The 15,587-nt window shown below is 75.7% G+C and carries 13 protein-coding genes; 6 read left to right on the top strand and 7 right to left on the bottom strand.

The features are described 5' to 3' along the window. Nucleotides 1-43: 43 nt before the first annotated feature. Nucleotides 44-1,081 (top strand): NAD-dependent epimerase/dehydratase family protein, encoded by a 1,038-nt coding sequence (locus tag ACZ60W_RS30445; protein WP_469758613.1) that lies wholly within the window; start codon nt 44-46, stop codon nt 1,079-1,081. A gap of 108 nt (nt 1,082-1,189) precedes the next feature. Here ACZ60W_RS30445 and ACZ60W_RS30450 read toward each other — a convergent pair whose 3' ends face one another. Further along, the gene (locus tag ACZ60W_RS30450) at nt 1,190-2,050 is read right to left on the bottom strand and encodes a glutathione S-transferase C-terminal domain-containing protein (RefSeq protein ID WP_469758614.1); all 861 of its coding nucleotides are present in this window, start codon (nt 2,048-2,050) and stop codon (nt 1,190-1,192) included. Nucleotides 2,051-2,518: 468 nt separating this feature from the next. On the opposite strand from ACZ60W_RS30450, the gene ACZ60W_RS30455 reads away from it, so the two are divergent. The 4 genes from ACZ60W_RS30455 to ACZ60W_RS30470 all read left to right on the top strand — a co-directional run bounded on the left by ACZ60W_RS30455 (nt 2,519) and on the right by ACZ60W_RS30470 (nt 6,445). Next, entirely contained in the window at nt 2,519-2,974 is a 456-nt protein-coding gene (locus tag ACZ60W_RS30455) for an RrF2 family transcriptional regulator (protein ID WP_469758615.1), read from the top strand. A gap of 180 nt (nt 2,975-3,154) precedes the next feature. Further along, nucleotides 3,155-4,519 carry an acyl-CoA dehydrogenase family protein gene (locus ACZ60W_RS30460; protein ID WP_469758616.1) on the top strand — a complete coding sequence of 455 codons (1,365 nt, stop codon included), beginning with the start codon at nt 3,155-3,157 and terminating at the stop codon, nt 4,517-4,519. Nucleotides 4,520-4,666: 147 nt separating this feature from the next. Beyond that, nucleotides 4,667-5,539, top strand: a complete 873-nt coding sequence (locus ACZ60W_RS30465; RefSeq protein ID WP_469758617.1) for a universal stress protein — start codon at nt 4,667-4,669, stop codon at nt 5,537-5,539. A gap of 150 nt (nt 5,540-5,689) precedes the next feature. Beyond that, the gene (locus ACZ60W_RS30470) at nt 5,690-6,445 is read left to right on the top strand and encodes a CAP domain-containing protein (RefSeq protein WP_469758618.1); all 756 of its coding nucleotides are present in this window, start codon (nt 5,690-5,692) and stop codon (nt 6,443-6,445) included. A gap of 37 nt (nt 6,446-6,482) precedes the next feature. Here ACZ60W_RS30470 and ACZ60W_RS30475 read toward each other — a convergent pair whose 3' ends face one another. The 6 genes from ACZ60W_RS30475 to ACZ60W_RS30500 all read right to left on the bottom strand — a co-directional run bounded on the left by ACZ60W_RS30475 (nt 6,483) and on the right by ACZ60W_RS30500 (nt 14,190). Next, nucleotides 6,483-8,027, bottom strand: a complete 1,545-nt coding sequence (locus ACZ60W_RS30475; RefSeq protein WP_469758619.1) for a sigma-70 family RNA polymerase sigma factor — start codon at nt 8,025-8,027, stop codon at nt 6,483-6,485. 113 nt (nt 8,028-8,140) lie between these two features. Then, the gene (locus ACZ60W_RS30480) at nt 8,141-8,434 is read right to left on the bottom strand and encodes a hypothetical protein (protein WP_469758620.1); all 294 of its coding nucleotides are present in this window, start codon (nt 8,432-8,434) and stop codon (nt 8,141-8,143) included. A 95-nt stretch (nt 8,435-8,529) separates the two neighbouring features. Further along, nucleotides 8,530-10,752: an NADP-dependent isocitrate dehydrogenase gene (locus ACZ60W_RS30485; protein ID WP_469758621.1), complete on the bottom strand. Its 2,223-nt coding sequence runs from the start codon at nt 10,750-10,752 to the stop codon at nt 8,530-8,532. A gap of 44 nt (nt 10,753-10,796) precedes the next feature. Next, nucleotides 10,797-11,870 carry a phosphatase PAP2 family protein gene (locus tag ACZ60W_RS30490; protein ID WP_469758622.1) on the bottom strand — a complete coding sequence of 358 codons (1,074 nt, stop codon included), beginning with the start codon at nt 11,868-11,870 and terminating at the stop codon, nt 10,797-10,799. Next, nucleotides 11,812-12,303, bottom strand: a complete 492-nt coding sequence (locus tag ACZ60W_RS30495) for a hypothetical protein (RefSeq protein ID WP_469758623.1) — start codon at nt 12,301-12,303, stop codon at nt 11,812-11,814. Before ACZ60W_RS30495 ends, ACZ60W_RS30490 begins: the two co-directional genes overlap by 59 nt. Nucleotides 12,304-12,348: 45 nt before the next feature. Continuing rightward, entirely contained in the window at nt 12,349-14,190 is a 1,842-nt protein-coding gene (locus ACZ60W_RS30500; protein WP_469758624.1) for a glycoside hydrolase family 15 protein, read from the bottom strand. A 214-nt stretch (nt 14,191-14,404) separates the two neighbouring features. Here ACZ60W_RS30500 and ACZ60W_RS30505 point away from each other — a divergent pair, with 214 nt between their 5' ends. After that, nucleotides 14,405-15,184, top strand: a complete 780-nt coding sequence (locus ACZ60W_RS30505) for a glycosyltransferase family 2 protein (RefSeq protein ID WP_469758625.1) — start codon at nt 14,405-14,407, stop codon at nt 15,182-15,184. Nucleotides 15,185-15,587 lie beyond the last annotated feature (403 nt).

Raw genomic sequence — 15,587 nt, forward strand, 5'->3', positions numbered from 1 at the left:
GCTCCGGGTGCGGCCGCGCCGCGGATGGCGGAGGGTCGGAGGCATGAACCCCAGCACGCTTCAGCGAGTGGTCGTCACCGGTGCCACCGGCAACGTGGGAACGAGTCTGGTGCGGGCGCTGGCCGCCGAGCCGAGGATCGGTTCGGTCCTCGGTCTCGCCCGCCGCCGGCCCGCCCTCGAACTGCCCGGGGTGGAGTGGGCCGAGGTGGACCTGGCGCGGGAGGGGGACGGGCCCCGGCTCGCGCAGTACGTGGCGGACGCGGACGCGGTCGTCCACCTGGCGTGGCGGTTCGGGCCGACGCACGACCCGGTGGAGACCTGGCGGACGAACGTGCTCGGCGCGGTGCGCGTCTTCGACGCCGTCGCCGCGGCGCGGGTGCCGGTGCTGGTGCACGCCTCCTCGGTGGGGGCGTACTCCCCCGGGCCGCACGGCGGCGCCCCGGTCTCCGAGGCGTGGCCCACGCACGGCTGGCCGGGGGCCGCGTACACCCGGGAGAAGGCGTACCTGGAGCGGGTCCTCGACACCTTCGAGCGGGACCACCCGCAGATCCGGGTGGTCCGGATGCGTCCGGCGTTCCTCTTCAAGGAGGAGTCGGCGAGCGGGCAGCGGCGGATCTTCGCGGGACGCTTCTTCCCGGGACAGCTGATGCGGCCCGATCTGCTGCCGCTGCTGCCGGAGTTCGACGGGCTGCGGTTCCAGGTCCTGCACACGGACGACGCGGCGGACGCGTACCGCCGGGCGCTGCTGCGGGACGTGCGCGGCGCGTTCAACCTGGCCGCCGAACCGCCGCTCGACGCGGCGACGCTGGGCCGTCTCCTGAACGCCCGTCCGGTGAAGGTGCCGGCCGGCGCGGTGCGGGGCGCGCTGTCGGCGGCCTGGCGGCTGCGGCTGGTGCCGGCCTCGCCCGGTCTGTTCGAGGCGCTGCGGCATCTGCCGCTGCTCTCCACGGAGCGGGCGCGGCGGGAGCTGGAGTGGGAGCCGGCGACGAGCGCGGAGGACGCGCTCGCCGCCTTCCTGAAGGGTGTCCGGGAAGGCACGGGCGACGAGACCGCCCCGCTGGCCGGTCACCGGATCGGCTGATCCAGGGTCCCGGGCGGTACGCGCTCCGCGAGGACGGGCCGGGACGGAGGGCCCACATCTCCGCGCGGACCGGTCGGGGGACGGTCCGGCGGTCCGGTCGGGGCGCCGTCAGCTCGGTCCCGCCGACCAGTCGACGAGGCGGATCCCGGCTCCCGCCGCCTCGCGGCCGCGACAGTGGGCGCGGTGCCGGCGCAGGACGGCGTCGATGTCGAGACGGCGGGCGAACTCGGGCCGTGCGGCGAGGCGTTGGGCGTAGGCCCAGAGGGCGGGGTGTCCGGCGACGCGCTCCATGGCGGCGGCGTCCAGGTGCCAGCGGTGGACGGTGTCGAGCTGGACGAGGGTGACCCAGACGTGGACGTCGGCGGCGGTCGGCTCGTCGCCGAGCACGTAGGGGTGGTGGGTGAGGCGCCGCTCCAGGCGGCCGAGCGCCGCGAAGAGGACGGTGAGCGGGTCGCGGTGGGCGGCCTCGCCGTCGAGGCCGAGTTCGCCCGCCCGCTGGGCGGCCCGGTTCACGCTCCGCTCGCACAGGTCGGCGATCGCGTCGATGTCGCGGCGCCGCGCGGGCGGGATCAGGTCGGGGCCGTCGCCGCGGAAGCGCAGGGCGAGGTCGCGCAGGATGTCGGGGACGTGGGTGCTGACGATGCGTCCGGTCCAGCCGTCGCTGAGGACGGGGGCGGCGGCCGGCCCGTCGTAGAGGTGGGCGCTGGCCTCGTACAGCGGGCGGAGCGCGGCGTATCCGCCGTCCGGGGTGTCGGGGGTCTCGGGCAGCACGGTGAGCGGCAGCGTGTCGTCGAGTCCGAGGAGGCCGTGGGTGACGGCGATCCTCAGACAGCCCGGGCCGGAGGGTGCCACGTGGAGGCGGTAGCGGTGGGGGACGGCGTAGTGGCCGCTGGCCGCGTCGCGGCCGATGCGGCCCCGGAACGCGGGGCGGGCGGAGGCGGGCAGGAGCGAGGACGGGACGACGGACATGCTTCTCCCTCGGGGGTGCTCGGAGCCGGGTCCGGGCGGCGTCCGACGGCACCGGTCGCGCGGGCGCGACGAGCGGCGGCGGAGCGGGGCCCGGAGGCGGCGGAGGTACGGAAGGGACGGGCGGGGCCTCGGCGTGTCGCCGTTCCGGGCGGCGCGGCCCCGGGCCGGTCCGCCGGAGTGCCGGGCGGTTCAGCGGGTGGGACGCGCGCCCGGGCCTGCCGGGCGACTCGCGGCGCTGCAGACCCGGAGCAGGTCGATGTGGCGGCGCGAGGTGAGGGGCAGGGAGCGCGGGAGGGACGCGGCGTGTGACGTGTCCCGCCGGCCGTTGCGTCCCATCGATTCCCTACCTGTTCGCTCGGATTTCCCGCCCCTTGAGTGTCGGACCGCCCGGAGGCGGCGTCAAGAGTGCGGTGCGGGTCACCCGCCGGGCGCGCGGCTCCGGCCTCCGCCGTACGGAATAATGCGCGCATGCGCATTTCAGCCAGGGCCGACTACGCGGTGCGGGCAGCCCTCCAGCTCGCCGCCTCCCAGGACACGGGGCCGCTGAAGGCCGAGGCGATCGCCGAGGGCCAGGGGATCTCGCACAAGTTCCTGGAGGGGATCCTCGGAGACATGCGCAAGGGCGGCCTGGTCCAGAGCCAGCGCGGCGGGAACGGCGGGTACTGGCTGGCCAGGTCCGCGGAGACGATCTCGGTCGCGGACGTGATCCGCTGCGTCGACGGCCCGCTGGTGTCCGTCCGCGGAGAGCGGCCGCCGGACCTCTCCTACACGGGGCCGGCCGAGTCGCTGCTCACCCTGTGGATCGCCCTGCGGGCCGGCGTCCGCGACGTGCTCGGCGTCTCGCTCGCCGAGGTGGCGGCGGCCAGGCTGCCGGCCGGGGTGGTCGCGCTCGCGGACGATCCCGAGGCCTGGACCAACCCCTGACCCGCAGGCCCGACCGAAACGGCAGGGCGGACGAACCCCCGCCGACCTGCGCGGACTTGACCTGATCTCACGGACCAAGACCCCCTTGTCCAGCCTGCGGACGCCCCTTGGGTCCGGCCGGACGCCTCTGTCACTATCCCTAGTGTTCCAGTGGGGATACAGGAGACCGGGTGGGGTGACGTGAGTACGCCGAGGAAACCGACGCGCAGACCGGCGATACGCACCGCCTCCGCACCCGGGGCGGCGCGCCCCGACCAGGCGGTCGACCGGCCCGCGGACGACGAGATCTGGCCCCGCGTCACCCGGGAGGTCGCCGACGACCTGGCCGTCGACGCCCTGGCCCGGGACCGGGCCGGGAAGGCCCCGTTCGACGAGGTCGCCCGCCTCCAGGAGGCGGGCCTGCCCGCCCTGCTGACGGCTCCCGGTCCCGACCGGCGGGGCGCCGACTGGCGGGCCGCGTGTGCGGTCGTCCGTGAGATCTCCGCCGCCGACAGCTCCGTCGGCGAACTCCTCGCCCACCACTACGCGCTCTCCTGGAGCAGCCGCTTCCTCGGCCCCGCCGCGGAGGTGGACGCCGCACCCGGGACCGGGCCCCTCGCGCTCGACGCCCGCACGGCGCGGGAGCGCTGGCTGCTGGCCGGCGGCATCGAACCGCCGCGCGCCGCCGCCCACGGCCCCGACCTCGCCCTCACCCCGGCCGGGGGCAGCGGCGGCGGCTGGGTCCTGGACGGCCGCCGCTCCTTCGCCTCCGGCGTCACGGTGGCCGACCGGCTCGTCGTGGGGGCCCGCCCCGGCGGCACCGGCGACCTGCTGGTCGTCCTGGTGGACCCGGCCCACCCCGGGGTGTTCACGGACGCCGGGACGGACCGGGTCGGCCAGCGCCTCGCCGGCGCCGGGACCGTGACCTTCGACCACGTGCCGGTGGCACCCGGGGACGTCCTCGGCGCGCTCCCCCACGACGAGCACGCGGTCGCCCCGTTCACCACGCTCGCGCCGCTCGCCCTGCGGCTGCTGCTCGTCCAGGTCGGCCTCGGCATCGCCGAGGGCGCGCTGGCCGAGGCCCGGGACATCAGCCGGGCCGGGCAGGCCGGCCCCGCCCCCGCGGACCGGCCGGGCGGCCCGGTCCCCGCGCACCCCGCCGGAGCGGTCGGCGCGGGCGACGACCCGTACCTGCTGCTCGCCTACGGGGAACTGGCGACGGCCGCGCACGCCGCCGCCGCCGTGGTGGAGCGGGCCACCGACGCCCTGGCACGCGGGCTGCTCGCCGGCTGGTCGCTCGGACCGGAGGAACGGGCCGACATCGCCGTCCTGGTGGCGGCGGCCGAGACGGTCACGGGCCGGGCGGCCCTCCACATCACGACCCGCATCCTGGAACTCGTCGACGGCACGGCGGGCGCCGACGCCCGGGGCGGCGGACCGGGGTTCGACCGCTTCTGGCGCAACGCCCGCGCCCTGACCGCCCCCACCCAGGCCGCCCACCGGCTCCGCGACATCGGGGACCACTACCTCAACGGCACCCACGCGCGGCTGACCCTGCCGGCCTGAGCGCACCCCGGCGACCGGACGGGGGACGGACGGTCCGGCATGTCGGGACCTACGGCCCTCTCGCCGGAGGGCCGATGGGCCCAAGCTGGAGGCGACAGGGCCCGGCCGTCCGGCGGGGCCCGACACCGCACCGACGGAGGCAGCCTGATGAGTCGTGAGATCGTCGCCGGAGTGGACGGCTCCCCGGAGAGCCTGGCCGCGGCCGACTGGGCCGCCCGCGAGGCGCTCCACCGGGGCGTCCCGCTCCGGCTCGCCCACGCCTGGCGCTGGGAACCCCTCGATCTCCCCCTGGTCCAGGAGCGCGCGACGCAGGAGGGCGCCGCGGAGGCCCTGCTGCGCGAGGCCGAGGCCACGATCGCCGGACGCCACCCGGGGGTCGAGCTCTCCGCCGAGGTGCTCGCCGACACCCCCGTCGCCGCGCTGCTCGCCGCCCAGGAGCGGGCGGAGATGCTCGTGATCGGCTCCCGCGGCCACGGGCCGGTGGCGGGCTTCCTGCTCGGCTCGTACGGGCAGCAGGTCATCGCCGCCGCCACCCGTCCGGTGGTGGCCGTCCGCTCGCGCGACGGGGAGCCGGCCGAACCGCCGACGGGGCCCGTCCTGGTCGGCCAGCACGGCGACGCGGAGGACAGCGCCGCGGCCCTGGGCTTCGCCTTCGAGACGGCCGCGGCGCGGGGCGCGTCCGTGCGGGCCGTGCGCGCCTGGAGCCTGCCGTCCCTGTACGCGTACAGCCCGGCCTCGATGCGGCTCGCGGACGAGGCCGGCGGGCTCGTCCCGTACGAGGAGAAGGCACTGCGCGAGGCGCTGGCGCCCTGGCGGGAGCGTTACCCGGGCGTGCCGGTGTCGGAGCACGTCGAACTGGGCAGCGCGGGCCAGGTCCTGCTCTCCTCCTCGGGGGCCGCCCAGCTCCTGGTGGTCGGTCGGCGGGCCCGGCGCGGCGCGATCGGGCCGCGGATCGGGTCCGTGGCGCACGCGGCGCTCCACCTCGCCCCGTGCCCGGTGGCGGTCGTCCCGCAGGGCTGAAAGGCTCGGACACGGGTTGACGCGCGGGGTTGACGCGCCGGGTTGACGGAGAGTGTCGGGGCGGCCGGGGCCGGACAGTGTTACCGCCGTCGCCCCGGTGTCTCCCCCGCACCGGCCCCTCCGGCGACCTCGGCGAAAGAGCGGAGCTCCATGCGGCACCACGACCTTCCCGGCCACCACGACCGACCGGGTGGCCCCGGCCGCCCCGGAGGTCGCACCGACGACGACGGCCGCCCCGAGGAGGACGCCGGCACCGGACTGCCCCTGGAAGCCGCTCCCTTCGGGCGGCTCCGGCCGGGACCCGTGCGGGGCGGAGGCCGGCCCGCGGCGCGCCCGGCCGGCCGGCACCGGGGGCGCCGCCGGGGCCGGCGCCGCCCCTCCTTCCGCACCGGCGTCACCCTGGTCGGGGCGGCGGCGGCCGCGCTCACCGTCGCGCTGGGGATGTACGTGGCGGCCCCGGCCCCGGCGGCCGCGCCCGACTCCGGACGGCCGGCGGCCGGGGCGGCGTCCGGCGGGAAGGTCGGGCGGTTCGCGCAGGAGGTCGTCGCGCTCGCCAACGCCGAGCGGGCGAAAGCCGGTTGCGGGCCGCTCCACGCCGAGCGGCGGCTGCGGGCCGCGGCGCAGGGGCACGCCGACGACATGGCGGCCCGCGACTACTACGAGCACCGCACTCCCGAGGGCCGGGACGCGGGCGACCGGATCACGGGAGCCGGGTACGTCTGGACGACGTGGGGGGAGAACATCCACCGCGGGCCCCGCACCCCGGCCCGGGCGATGGACGACTGGATGGGCAGCCCCGGCCACCGGGCGAACATCCTCAACTGCGCCTTCAAGGACGTCGGCGTCGGGGTGACCCTCACCGCCAACGGCCCCTGGTGGGTGCAGGACTTCGGCGCCCGGCGGTGAGCCGCCGGCGGCGGGCCGTGCGTCCGCCGCCGGGCCGTCAGGAGGCGGGGGCGGCCAGCTTCTGCACCCAGATCGTGCCCTCGGGGCCGCGCGCCGAGGCCACGCCGGTGTCCCGGTAGCGGCAGTCGAGCATGTTCTGCTCGTGCATCGCGCCGTCCCGCCAGTCCTCGACGACGGTCTCCGGGTCCGTGGCCCCCTGGGCGAGGTTCTCGGCCCAGGCGCTCCATTCGTACCCGGCGGCGGTGATCCGCTTGTCCGCGAAGTCGCCCTCGGGGCTGCTGTGCCCGTAGTACCCGCGCGCGACCATGTCCTTGGCGTAGGCCCGGGCCGCCGAGACCAGGCGCCGGTCGATGTGCAGCGGGGCGCAACCCGCCGCCGCGCGCAGCCGGTTGACCCGCGCGGTCACCCGCTCCTCGACGGTGGGACGGGGCGCCGGCGGCGGCGTGGTCCCGGCGGGCTTCGGCGGCCGGGTCGTCGGCGCCGGCGCGGCGACGGTCGCCACGGGAGTGGTCGGTGACGGGGTCGCCGGGGGCGCGGCGGCCGGCCGGGCGGGCGTCAGCCGGGCGTCGTGCTGCCGTGGCACGAGGAGGGCGACGGCCCCGAGGACGGCGACGGCGGCGGCGCCCGCGACGCAGGCCCGGCGGACCGGCGTCCAGCGGGTGGGCACGGCGGGGGCGAGGGGGTCGGCGGCGGGGGCGACGGGGTCCGCGGCGGGGGCGAGGGGGTCGGCGGCGGGGGCGACGGGGTCCGAGGCGAAGGCGACGGGGTCCGCGGCGAAGGACTCGCTGCCCCGGGCCGCGGCGCCGACGGCCAGCGGGGGGACGAGGCCGATCCCGACGAGGAGGCTCTCGACGGGGGCGAGCCCGCGGCGTCCGGCCACCCGGCCGGCGCAGCCGTCGCAGGTCCGCAGGTGCCGGGCGACGCGCTTGCGCCAGAGCGGAGAGGGCCGGCCGTCCCAGGCGGCGACGATCTCCGCGAGGTCCGGGCAGGGCGGCACGGCGTCCAGGGCGCGCACCACGGCGCGGCCGGTCTCCAGGCGCTCCTTCATGCGCTGGATGCGGACGGCGGCGTGCTGCGCGGAGATGCCGCCGAGGCCCTCGGCGACCTCGGCGCGGGTCAGCTCCCCGGCGGCCTCCAGCCACCACAGGGCGAGGAGTTCGCGGTCCTCCTCGTCGAGCCAGCGGGTGGCGCGGGCCACGTCCCGGCGCTGCCCCGAGAGGCCGAGCCGGAGGATGGTGAGGTCGGTGAAGTCGCCGGAGGGATCGGCGAGCTCCTCGGCCCGGTCGAGACCGGGGACGGGGGCCTGCTGGCGCTCCCGCCAGCGGCGCCGTACGCCGTTCATGGCGATGGCGACGAGCCAGGAGCGGAAGCGGGCCGGGTCACGCAGGCCGGAGAGGCCGTCGAGGGCGCGGACCATCGTCTCCTGCACGATGTCGTCGGTGTCCGCGTGGCCGTCGAGGGCTCGGCCGACGATGGTGTGGACGAGGGGCAGGTACGCGCGTACCAGCGTGTCCCTGGCGCGCGCGTCACCGGCCCTGGCCGCCTCCACCAGTGCGGTGGTGCGGCCCTCGTCGCTGTGCATGGATCTGCTCCCTCATCCCTGGTGCGAGTCCCCCGTCATCGGGAGACCCGTGGGCGCGGGAGGGATAACACTTTTCTTCCGGCGGCACGTCTTCCGGCACCCGGCGCCGGACCCTACACCGGTGGTGCGGCGGGCAGGGTCGGGACCGTGGCCCCGTTCCCTTCCCGGACGGCCGTCACGACGGCGTCGTGCAGGTCGCGGCTCTCCTCCTCGGTCGCGCACGGGACGGGACTGCCCGACATGGTGAACCAGTCGGATGCGCCGCTGTACTGCACGGCCACGCGTGCCTCGCGCTCGGCCCAGGTCGTGTGGACGGTCACATCGCCCGTGACGACTCCGGCCTCGTCGGTCAGCACCCCACCACGCCCGGTGTAGACACCGGCGGTCGTCCAAGATGCCCAGCTCATCCATCCAGGTTCACACCCGGACGGCGGATGCGCCACCGACGGGACCGCCCCGGCCGGAGGAGTTTCCGGCCGGGGCGGTCCGTGTCGCGCGCCGGTCAGGCGAGGGAGGCGACGGCCTCGTTGAACGTGGCGGACGGACGCATCACGGCCGCGGCCTTGGCCGGGTCGGGCTGGTAGTAGCCGCCGATCTCGGCCGGGGAGCCCTGGACGGCGTTCAGCTCGTCGACGATCTTCTGCTCGTTGGCCGACAGGGTCTCGGCCAGCGGCGCGAAGGCCTTGGCGAGCTCCGCGTCCTCGGTCTGGGCGGCCAGCTCCTGGGCCCAGTACAGGGCCAGGTAGAAGTGGCTGCCGCGGTTGTCGATACCACCGAGGCGACGGGTCGGCGACTTGTCCTCGTTGAGGAAGGTGCCGGTGGCGCGGTCGAGGGTGTCGGCGAGGACCTGGGCGCGGGCGTTGCCCGTGGTGGTCGCGAGGTGCTCGAAGCTGGCGGCCAGGGCGAAGAACTCGCCGAGGCTGTCCCAGCGGAGGTAGTTCTCCTTCACGAGCTGCTGGACGTGCTTCGGGGCGGAGCCGCCGGCGCCGGTCTCGAAGAGTCCGCCGCCCGCCATGAGCGGGACGACCGACAGCATCTTGGCGCTGGTGCCCAGCTCCAGGATCGGGAAGAGGTCGGTCAGGTAGTCGCGCAGGACGTTGCCGGTGACGGAGATGGTGTCCTCGCCGCGGCGGATGCGCTCCAGGGAGAACTTCGTCGCCTCGACGGGGGACAGGATCTTGATCTCCAGGCCCTCCGTGTCGTGCTGCGGGAGGTACTCGTGGACCTTGGCGATCAGACGGGCGTCGTGGGCGCGGTTCTCGTCCAGCCAGAACACGGCCGGGGCGCCGGTGGCGCGGGCGCGGGTGACGGCCAGCTTGACCCAGTCCTGGATGGGCAGGTCCTTGGTCTGGCAGGCGCGGAAGATGTCGCCCTCGGCGACCTCCTGCTCCAGCAGGACGGTGCCGGAGGAGTCGACGATGCGGACGGTGCCCGCGGCGGCGATCTCGAAGGTCTTGTCGTGGGAGCCGTACTCCTCGGCCTTCTGCGCCATGAGGCCGACGTTCGGGACGGAGCCCATCGTCGACGGGTCGAAGGCGCCGTGGGCGCGGCAGTCCTCGATGACGGCCTGGTAGACGCCCGAGTAGCTGTGGTCCGGGAGGACCGCGAGGGTGTCGGCCTCCTGGCCGTCCGGGCCCCACATGTGGCCGGAGGTGCGGATCATGGCCGGCATCGAGGCGTCGACGATGACGTCGGACGGCACGTGCAGGTTGGTGATGCCCTTGTCGGAGTCGACCATGGCGAGGGCCGGGCCCGAGGCCAGCTCGGCCTCGAAGGACGCCTTGATCTCCTCGCCGAGGTCCGGCACGGAGCCCAGGCCGTTGAGGAGGGAGCCGAGGCCGTCGTTGGGGGACAGGCCGGCGGCGGCCAGGACCTCGCCGTACTTGGCGAAGGTGGCCGGGAAGAAGGCGCGGACCACGTGGCCGAAGACGATGGGGTCGGAGACCTTCATCATCGTGGCCTTGAGGTGCACGGAGAAGAGCACGTCCTCGGCCTTGGCGCGGGCGACCTGCTCGCCGAGGAAGGTGCGCAGCGCGGCGGCGCGCATGACGGCGGCGTCGACGACCTCGCCGGCGATGACCTTCAGCGGCTCGCGGAGCTCGCCGACGGTGCCGTCGGCGGCGGTGAACTCGAAGCGCAGGGTGTCGTCCTGGCCGATGACGACGGACTTCTCCGTGGAGGCGAAGTCGTTCTCGCTCATCGTGGCGACGTTGGTCTTGGACTCGGGGGTCCAGGCGCCCATGCGGTGCGGGTGGTTCTTGGCGTAGTTCTTGACCGAGCCGGGCGCGCGGCGGTCGGAGTTGCCCTCGCGCAGGACCGGGTTGACGGCCGAGCCCTTGATCTTGTCGTAACGGGCGCGGACGTCCTTGTCCTGGTCCGTCTTCGGGTCGTCCGGGTAGTCCGGGAGCGCGTAGCCCTGGGCCTGGAGCTCGGCGACGGCGGCCTTGAGCTGCGGGATGGACGCCGAGACGTTCGGCAGCTTGATGATGTTGGCGCCGGGCGTCTTGGCCAGGTCACCGAGCTCGGAGAGGGCGTCGGCGATGCGCTGGCCCTCCTCCAGGAACTCCGGGAAGACGGCGATGATGCGGCCCGCGAGCGAGATGTCCCGCGTCTCGACCGTGACGCCGGCCTGCGAGGCATACGCCTGGATCACGGGCAGGAACGAGTACGTCGCCAGGGCAGGCGCCTCGTCAGTGTGGGTGTAGATGATGGTCGAGTCAGTCACCAGGGTGCTCCGCTCCACGTCTGCGTATGCGAGATTGCTCGACATCAAGATATCTCGTGATCGAGGTCGTCCGTAAAGGGCCCCACGGGCTCTCCCTCCCGGGGCACCCCCGCGGCCTCCACGAACGGGCCGCCGAGCCGGTACGGGGCAGGGGGGCCGTCCACGTCGACGCGGCGGAGCAGGCCGAGCAGGACCAGTCCCGTGGCGGCGGTCACACCCGCGGCGAGGGCCTGGCCGCAGCGGTGGGCGAGCCGGAGCTCGGCGGGGTCGTACGGCGCGGTGGCGGGCAGGGCGAGGGTGTCGCCGAGCAGCCAGAGGCCGGCGCCGAGCCCGGCGACGGCGAGCAGGGCGAGCGGGACCGTCACCGGGAGGCCCGGCACCAGGGGCCCGCGCCGGGGGCCGGGGCGGACCTTTCCCTTGCGGGCGAGGAGGGCGAGGAGCCCGCACTCCACGGCGAGGGCGAGGAGGGCGGCGGCGATGACGTCGCCGGGCCGGTGCCGGCCGGAGGCGAGGGTGTACGCGCCGACGGCGGCGGCCCAGAGGGTCCCGGCGCCGACGGCGAGGCCCCGCAGCCGGTAGGGGACGACGAGGACCAGCCCGAGGGCGAGGCCGACGGCGAGCGTGGTCTGGGCGCTGGGGAAGCCGCTGGGGAGGAGGGCGCCGCCGGTGTCCAGGAGGCGCGGGCGGGGCGCGTACCGCTGGAGGAGGCCGGTGAGCGCGAGGGAGGTGACGATCGCGCCGGCGGCGGCCCCGGTGAGGGCGAAGCGCCTGCGTATCAGGCCGGCGGCGAGGAGCAGCACGCATCCGGCCACCAGGGAGAAGGTGGTGAGGCCGGCGAGGGAGGGGTGGTCGCGCAGCACGGTGACGGCCTGGGCGTCCGCGCGGCGGCCGGTCAGCGCGGCGTCGCCCCAGCGGCGGCCGGTGGCCGTGAGGACGAGGCCCGCGTAGGCGACCGTGAGGAGGAGGACGGCCCCGAGGCAGGCGCGTCGGGTCCGGGTGCGGACCCGGGTGCTGAAGGAGCCGGCGGCCTCGCCGGCCACGGCCGCGTACCACCAGGTGTCACCGGTCTCCAGCGGCCTCGGGGAACCACCCGCGCGGAGCCTGTCGTAGGGAGCCATGCCCCGATTCGAACCCAGGCGCGGCCGGGCCGCCCGCTGGACTCACCCGAACGACACGCCGGGGACGGGAACGGCCGGGGCGGCGGCGGACGCCGCGCCCCGGCACGAGGTCCGGCGGGCCGGTCCGGCGCTCCGGACTCAGCCGTCCTGGCGGGGACGGCTGGGCCACGACGAGCAGGACGAGCCCGAAGAGGATTCCCAGGAGGCCGACGGTGGCGAAGACCTGGCTCACCGCCCGGTCGTCGAAGAACGCGGCGGACGCCTGGACGGTGAAGGCGGCCGCCATGACCAGCTGGGCCGAGCCGAAGAGCTCGGTGCGGTGGACGTGCCGACGCTGCCAGGGCAGCATCCAGCCGGTACGGAGCGCCGCGACGCCGCTGACGACGAGCAGCACGGCGAGCACGAGGCTCGGCAGTGCGAGGTACCAGGACACGATCCACCCCCTGTGGCTCCGGCGCCCTGCCGGAGGTCGGCGCGATCATGCCACAGCGAGATGTCCGGAAAGGGCGCGGTCGTGGCGGCGGGTTCCGTACAGCGTGAACGCCGTGTTCACCAGGGCCACATGGCTGAGCGCCTGCGGCATGTTGCCGAGCTGGCGGCCGGCCACGGGGTCCCACTCCTCGGCGAGCAGCCCGACGTCGTTGCGGACGGCGAGGACGCGCTCGAAGACGGCGCGGGCCTCGTCGGCCCGACCGGTCATGGCGAGCGCGTCGGCGTACCAGAACGTGCAGGCCACGAAGGTGCCCTCGGTGCCGCCGAGGTCGTCGAGACCGTGGGTGCCGCCGTCCCCGACGTCGCCGTAGCGGCGCAGGAACCCGTGGTCGTCGAGGCGTTCCATCGCCCGCACGGTGCCGAGCACCCGGGGGTCGCGGGCGGGGAGGAAGCCGAGCCGGGGGATCAGCAGGGCGGTGGCGTCGACCTGCCGGCTTCCGTAGGACTGGGTGAACGACCCCTGCTCGGCGCTCCACCCGCGGGCGCAGATCTCCGCGTGCAGCTCCTGGCGCAGGGCCTGCCAGCGGTGCACGGAGCCGCGCAGTCCGGCGACGCGGGCGAGGCGGACCGCGCGGTCGGCGGCGACCCACGCCATGACCTTGGAGTGGACGAAGTGGCGGCGCGGGCCCCGGACCTCCCAGATCCCCTCGTCGGGCTCCTGCCAGCGCTCGCCGAGGTACTCCAGGAGCGCGGCGACCAGCGCCCAGGCAGGCGGGTCGAGGGTGACGCCGGCGCGGACGGCGGAGTAGACGGTGTTGAGCACCTCGCCGTAGATGTCGAGCTGGAACTGGTCGACGGCGGCGTTGCCGAACCTGACGGGCTGTGAGCCCTCGTAGCCGGGGAGCCAGTCGGCGAGCGTCTCGGGCAGCCGGCGCTGCCCCTCGACCCCGTACAGCGGCTGGAGGTCGGCCGGGTCGCCCGCGACCGCGCGCAGCAGCCACTCCGTCCAGGCGAGCGCCTCCCGGCGGTAGCCGCCGCGCAGCAGGCAGGACAGCGTGAAGGTGGAGTCCCGCAGCCAGCAGAAGCGGTAGTCCCAGTTCCGTTGCCCGCCGAGGGACTCGGGCAGCGAGGCGGTGGCCGCGGCGACCACGCCGCCGGTGGGGGCGTACGTGAGGGCCTTGAGGGTGAGCAGCGAGCGGATGACGGCCTCCCGCGCCGGGCCCTCGTAACGGAGCGCGGCGGCCCAGTCGTTCCAGAAGCCGAGGGTTCCGGAGAGGGCGGCGTCGATCCGGGCGGGCGACTCTGCGGGGGGCGGGGCGGCGTGCGAGGGGCGCCAGCCGAGGGTGAAGGCGACGCGCCGTCCGGCGGGGACGGTGAAGGCGAAGGTGGTGCGGTCCCGGCCGACGACGGGGTCGACGCCGGGTCCGCAGGAGAGGTACGCGGCGTCGGGTCCGGCGATGGAGACGACCGTGCGGCGGTCGAGGGAGCGGGTCCAGGGCACGATGCTGCCGTGGTGGAAGCGGACCCTCAACTCGCCCCGCATCGCGACCCGTCCGGAGAGCCCCTCGACGACGCGGACGATCGTGGGGGTGCTCTCGTCGAGGGAGCGGACCGGCATGAAGTCGGTGACCCGGACCGCGCCGGAGAGGGACTCCCAGACGGTGTCCAGGACGAGGGTGTCGCCGCGGTAGCCCCGGCGCGTGCAGCGTGCCCCGCCGACGGGGGCGAGGAGCCACCGCCCGTGCCCCGGGTCTCCGAGGAGGCCCGCGAGACAGGCGGGGGAGTCGAAGCGCGGCGCGCACCACCAGTCGACGGACCCGTCGGTCCCGACGAGCGCGGCGGTCTCCAGGTCACCGACGAGGGCGTAGTCCTCAATTCGCCCTGCCATGACCGGATTCTATGCCGAGTGGCGGCCGATCGCAGAAAAGGGCCGGGAATTCCATGGCGGAGGACGGGTTTTCCCCGCAGTCTCCCGCGTCATCGCTTCGCGTCCGGCGGCATATCCATCCGCATTTCTTGACGACCTCGCGTCCGCCGCAGGATTCTTGAGGAATCGGGCCCGCCGCGCGGAAGGCCGTGCCGATGATCGATGAGCCGTACCGATGAGCCGGGACGCGCACCCCCGGCGCCGCTCGACCGACCGGGCGCCCGGCCCCGGCACGCGGACCGTGAGCCTCGTCCTCACGCTCCGGCCCGGCGGCTCGGACCCGCGGCCCGCCCTCGACCTGCTCCTCGACCGGGTGCCGACCAGTGTGGGCGAGGTGGTGCTGGTGGGCGGCCCCGCCGGCGAGGTCCGCGCGCGGCCCGGTCTGACGGTGCGGGGCCTCGGCACCTGGGACTGCGAGCGCGGCGACATCCCGCACGCGGGACTGCTCGCCGCGACCGGTGACCTCGTCGTGCTGATGAACGCCGACGGCAGCATGTCGCCGCACGAGATCCCGCATTTCCTGCACTATCTGGAAAGCGGATACGACTTCGTCAAGGGATCGCGTTTCATCGCGGGCGGCGAAGTGGCGGCCTACGGGCTGCCGCGGCGCGTGGGACACCGGGCGCTGCTGCGGGTCGCGCGCCGGCTCTACGGCCAGCACCTCACCGATCTCTGGTACGGGTTCTGCGCGTTCCGGCGCTCGTTCGTCGACCTCCTCGACCTGCGTGAGGACGGCGTCGAACTCGGGGCGGAGCTCGTCACGCACGCCCTTCACTACGGCCTGCGCGTGGCGGAGGTCCCGAGCCGTGAACTCCCGTGCCCGCAGCGCCCCTCGCACCCCCGGACCGTCCGCGACGGGGTCCGCATCCTCGGCACCCTCCTCGACGAGCGGCCGCACAACGCGCTCTCGCGGCTGACCCACGGACACGCCCGCCACCGGAGCTCCCCCGGTTGACGAATGCCCCCGGGGAAGCCCACGCTGGAAACAGCATCATTCGGGACAGGACGTACCGGCCGGATGCCCGGGCGGACGTCTCAGCACAGGACCAGGCCCCCGGTCGGGCCGGTTGCCGGAAGAGGCGCGTCGTGACCTCACTCCAGACCAGCCGAACGCCGGCGGCACCCGCTCCGCACCCCCTGCGACGGGTGACCGACTGGCCCTTCGCCGTGTCCGGCCGCCGTCCGGCCCGCACCTCCCCGCACTCCCCGCGGCGTCACCCCGCGCGCCGGGTCTCCGACCGCGTCGCCGCCGCCGCGCCGCGCCTGCGCCGGGCGTGCCGGCCCCGCCCCGCGGCCCGTCGACGGCGTGCCCGCACGGTGCGCGCGCACGCCGCCCGCCGGCGCGATTCCGGCGGCTC

This window comes from Streptomyces sp. NPDC104202, assembly GCF_055584185.1.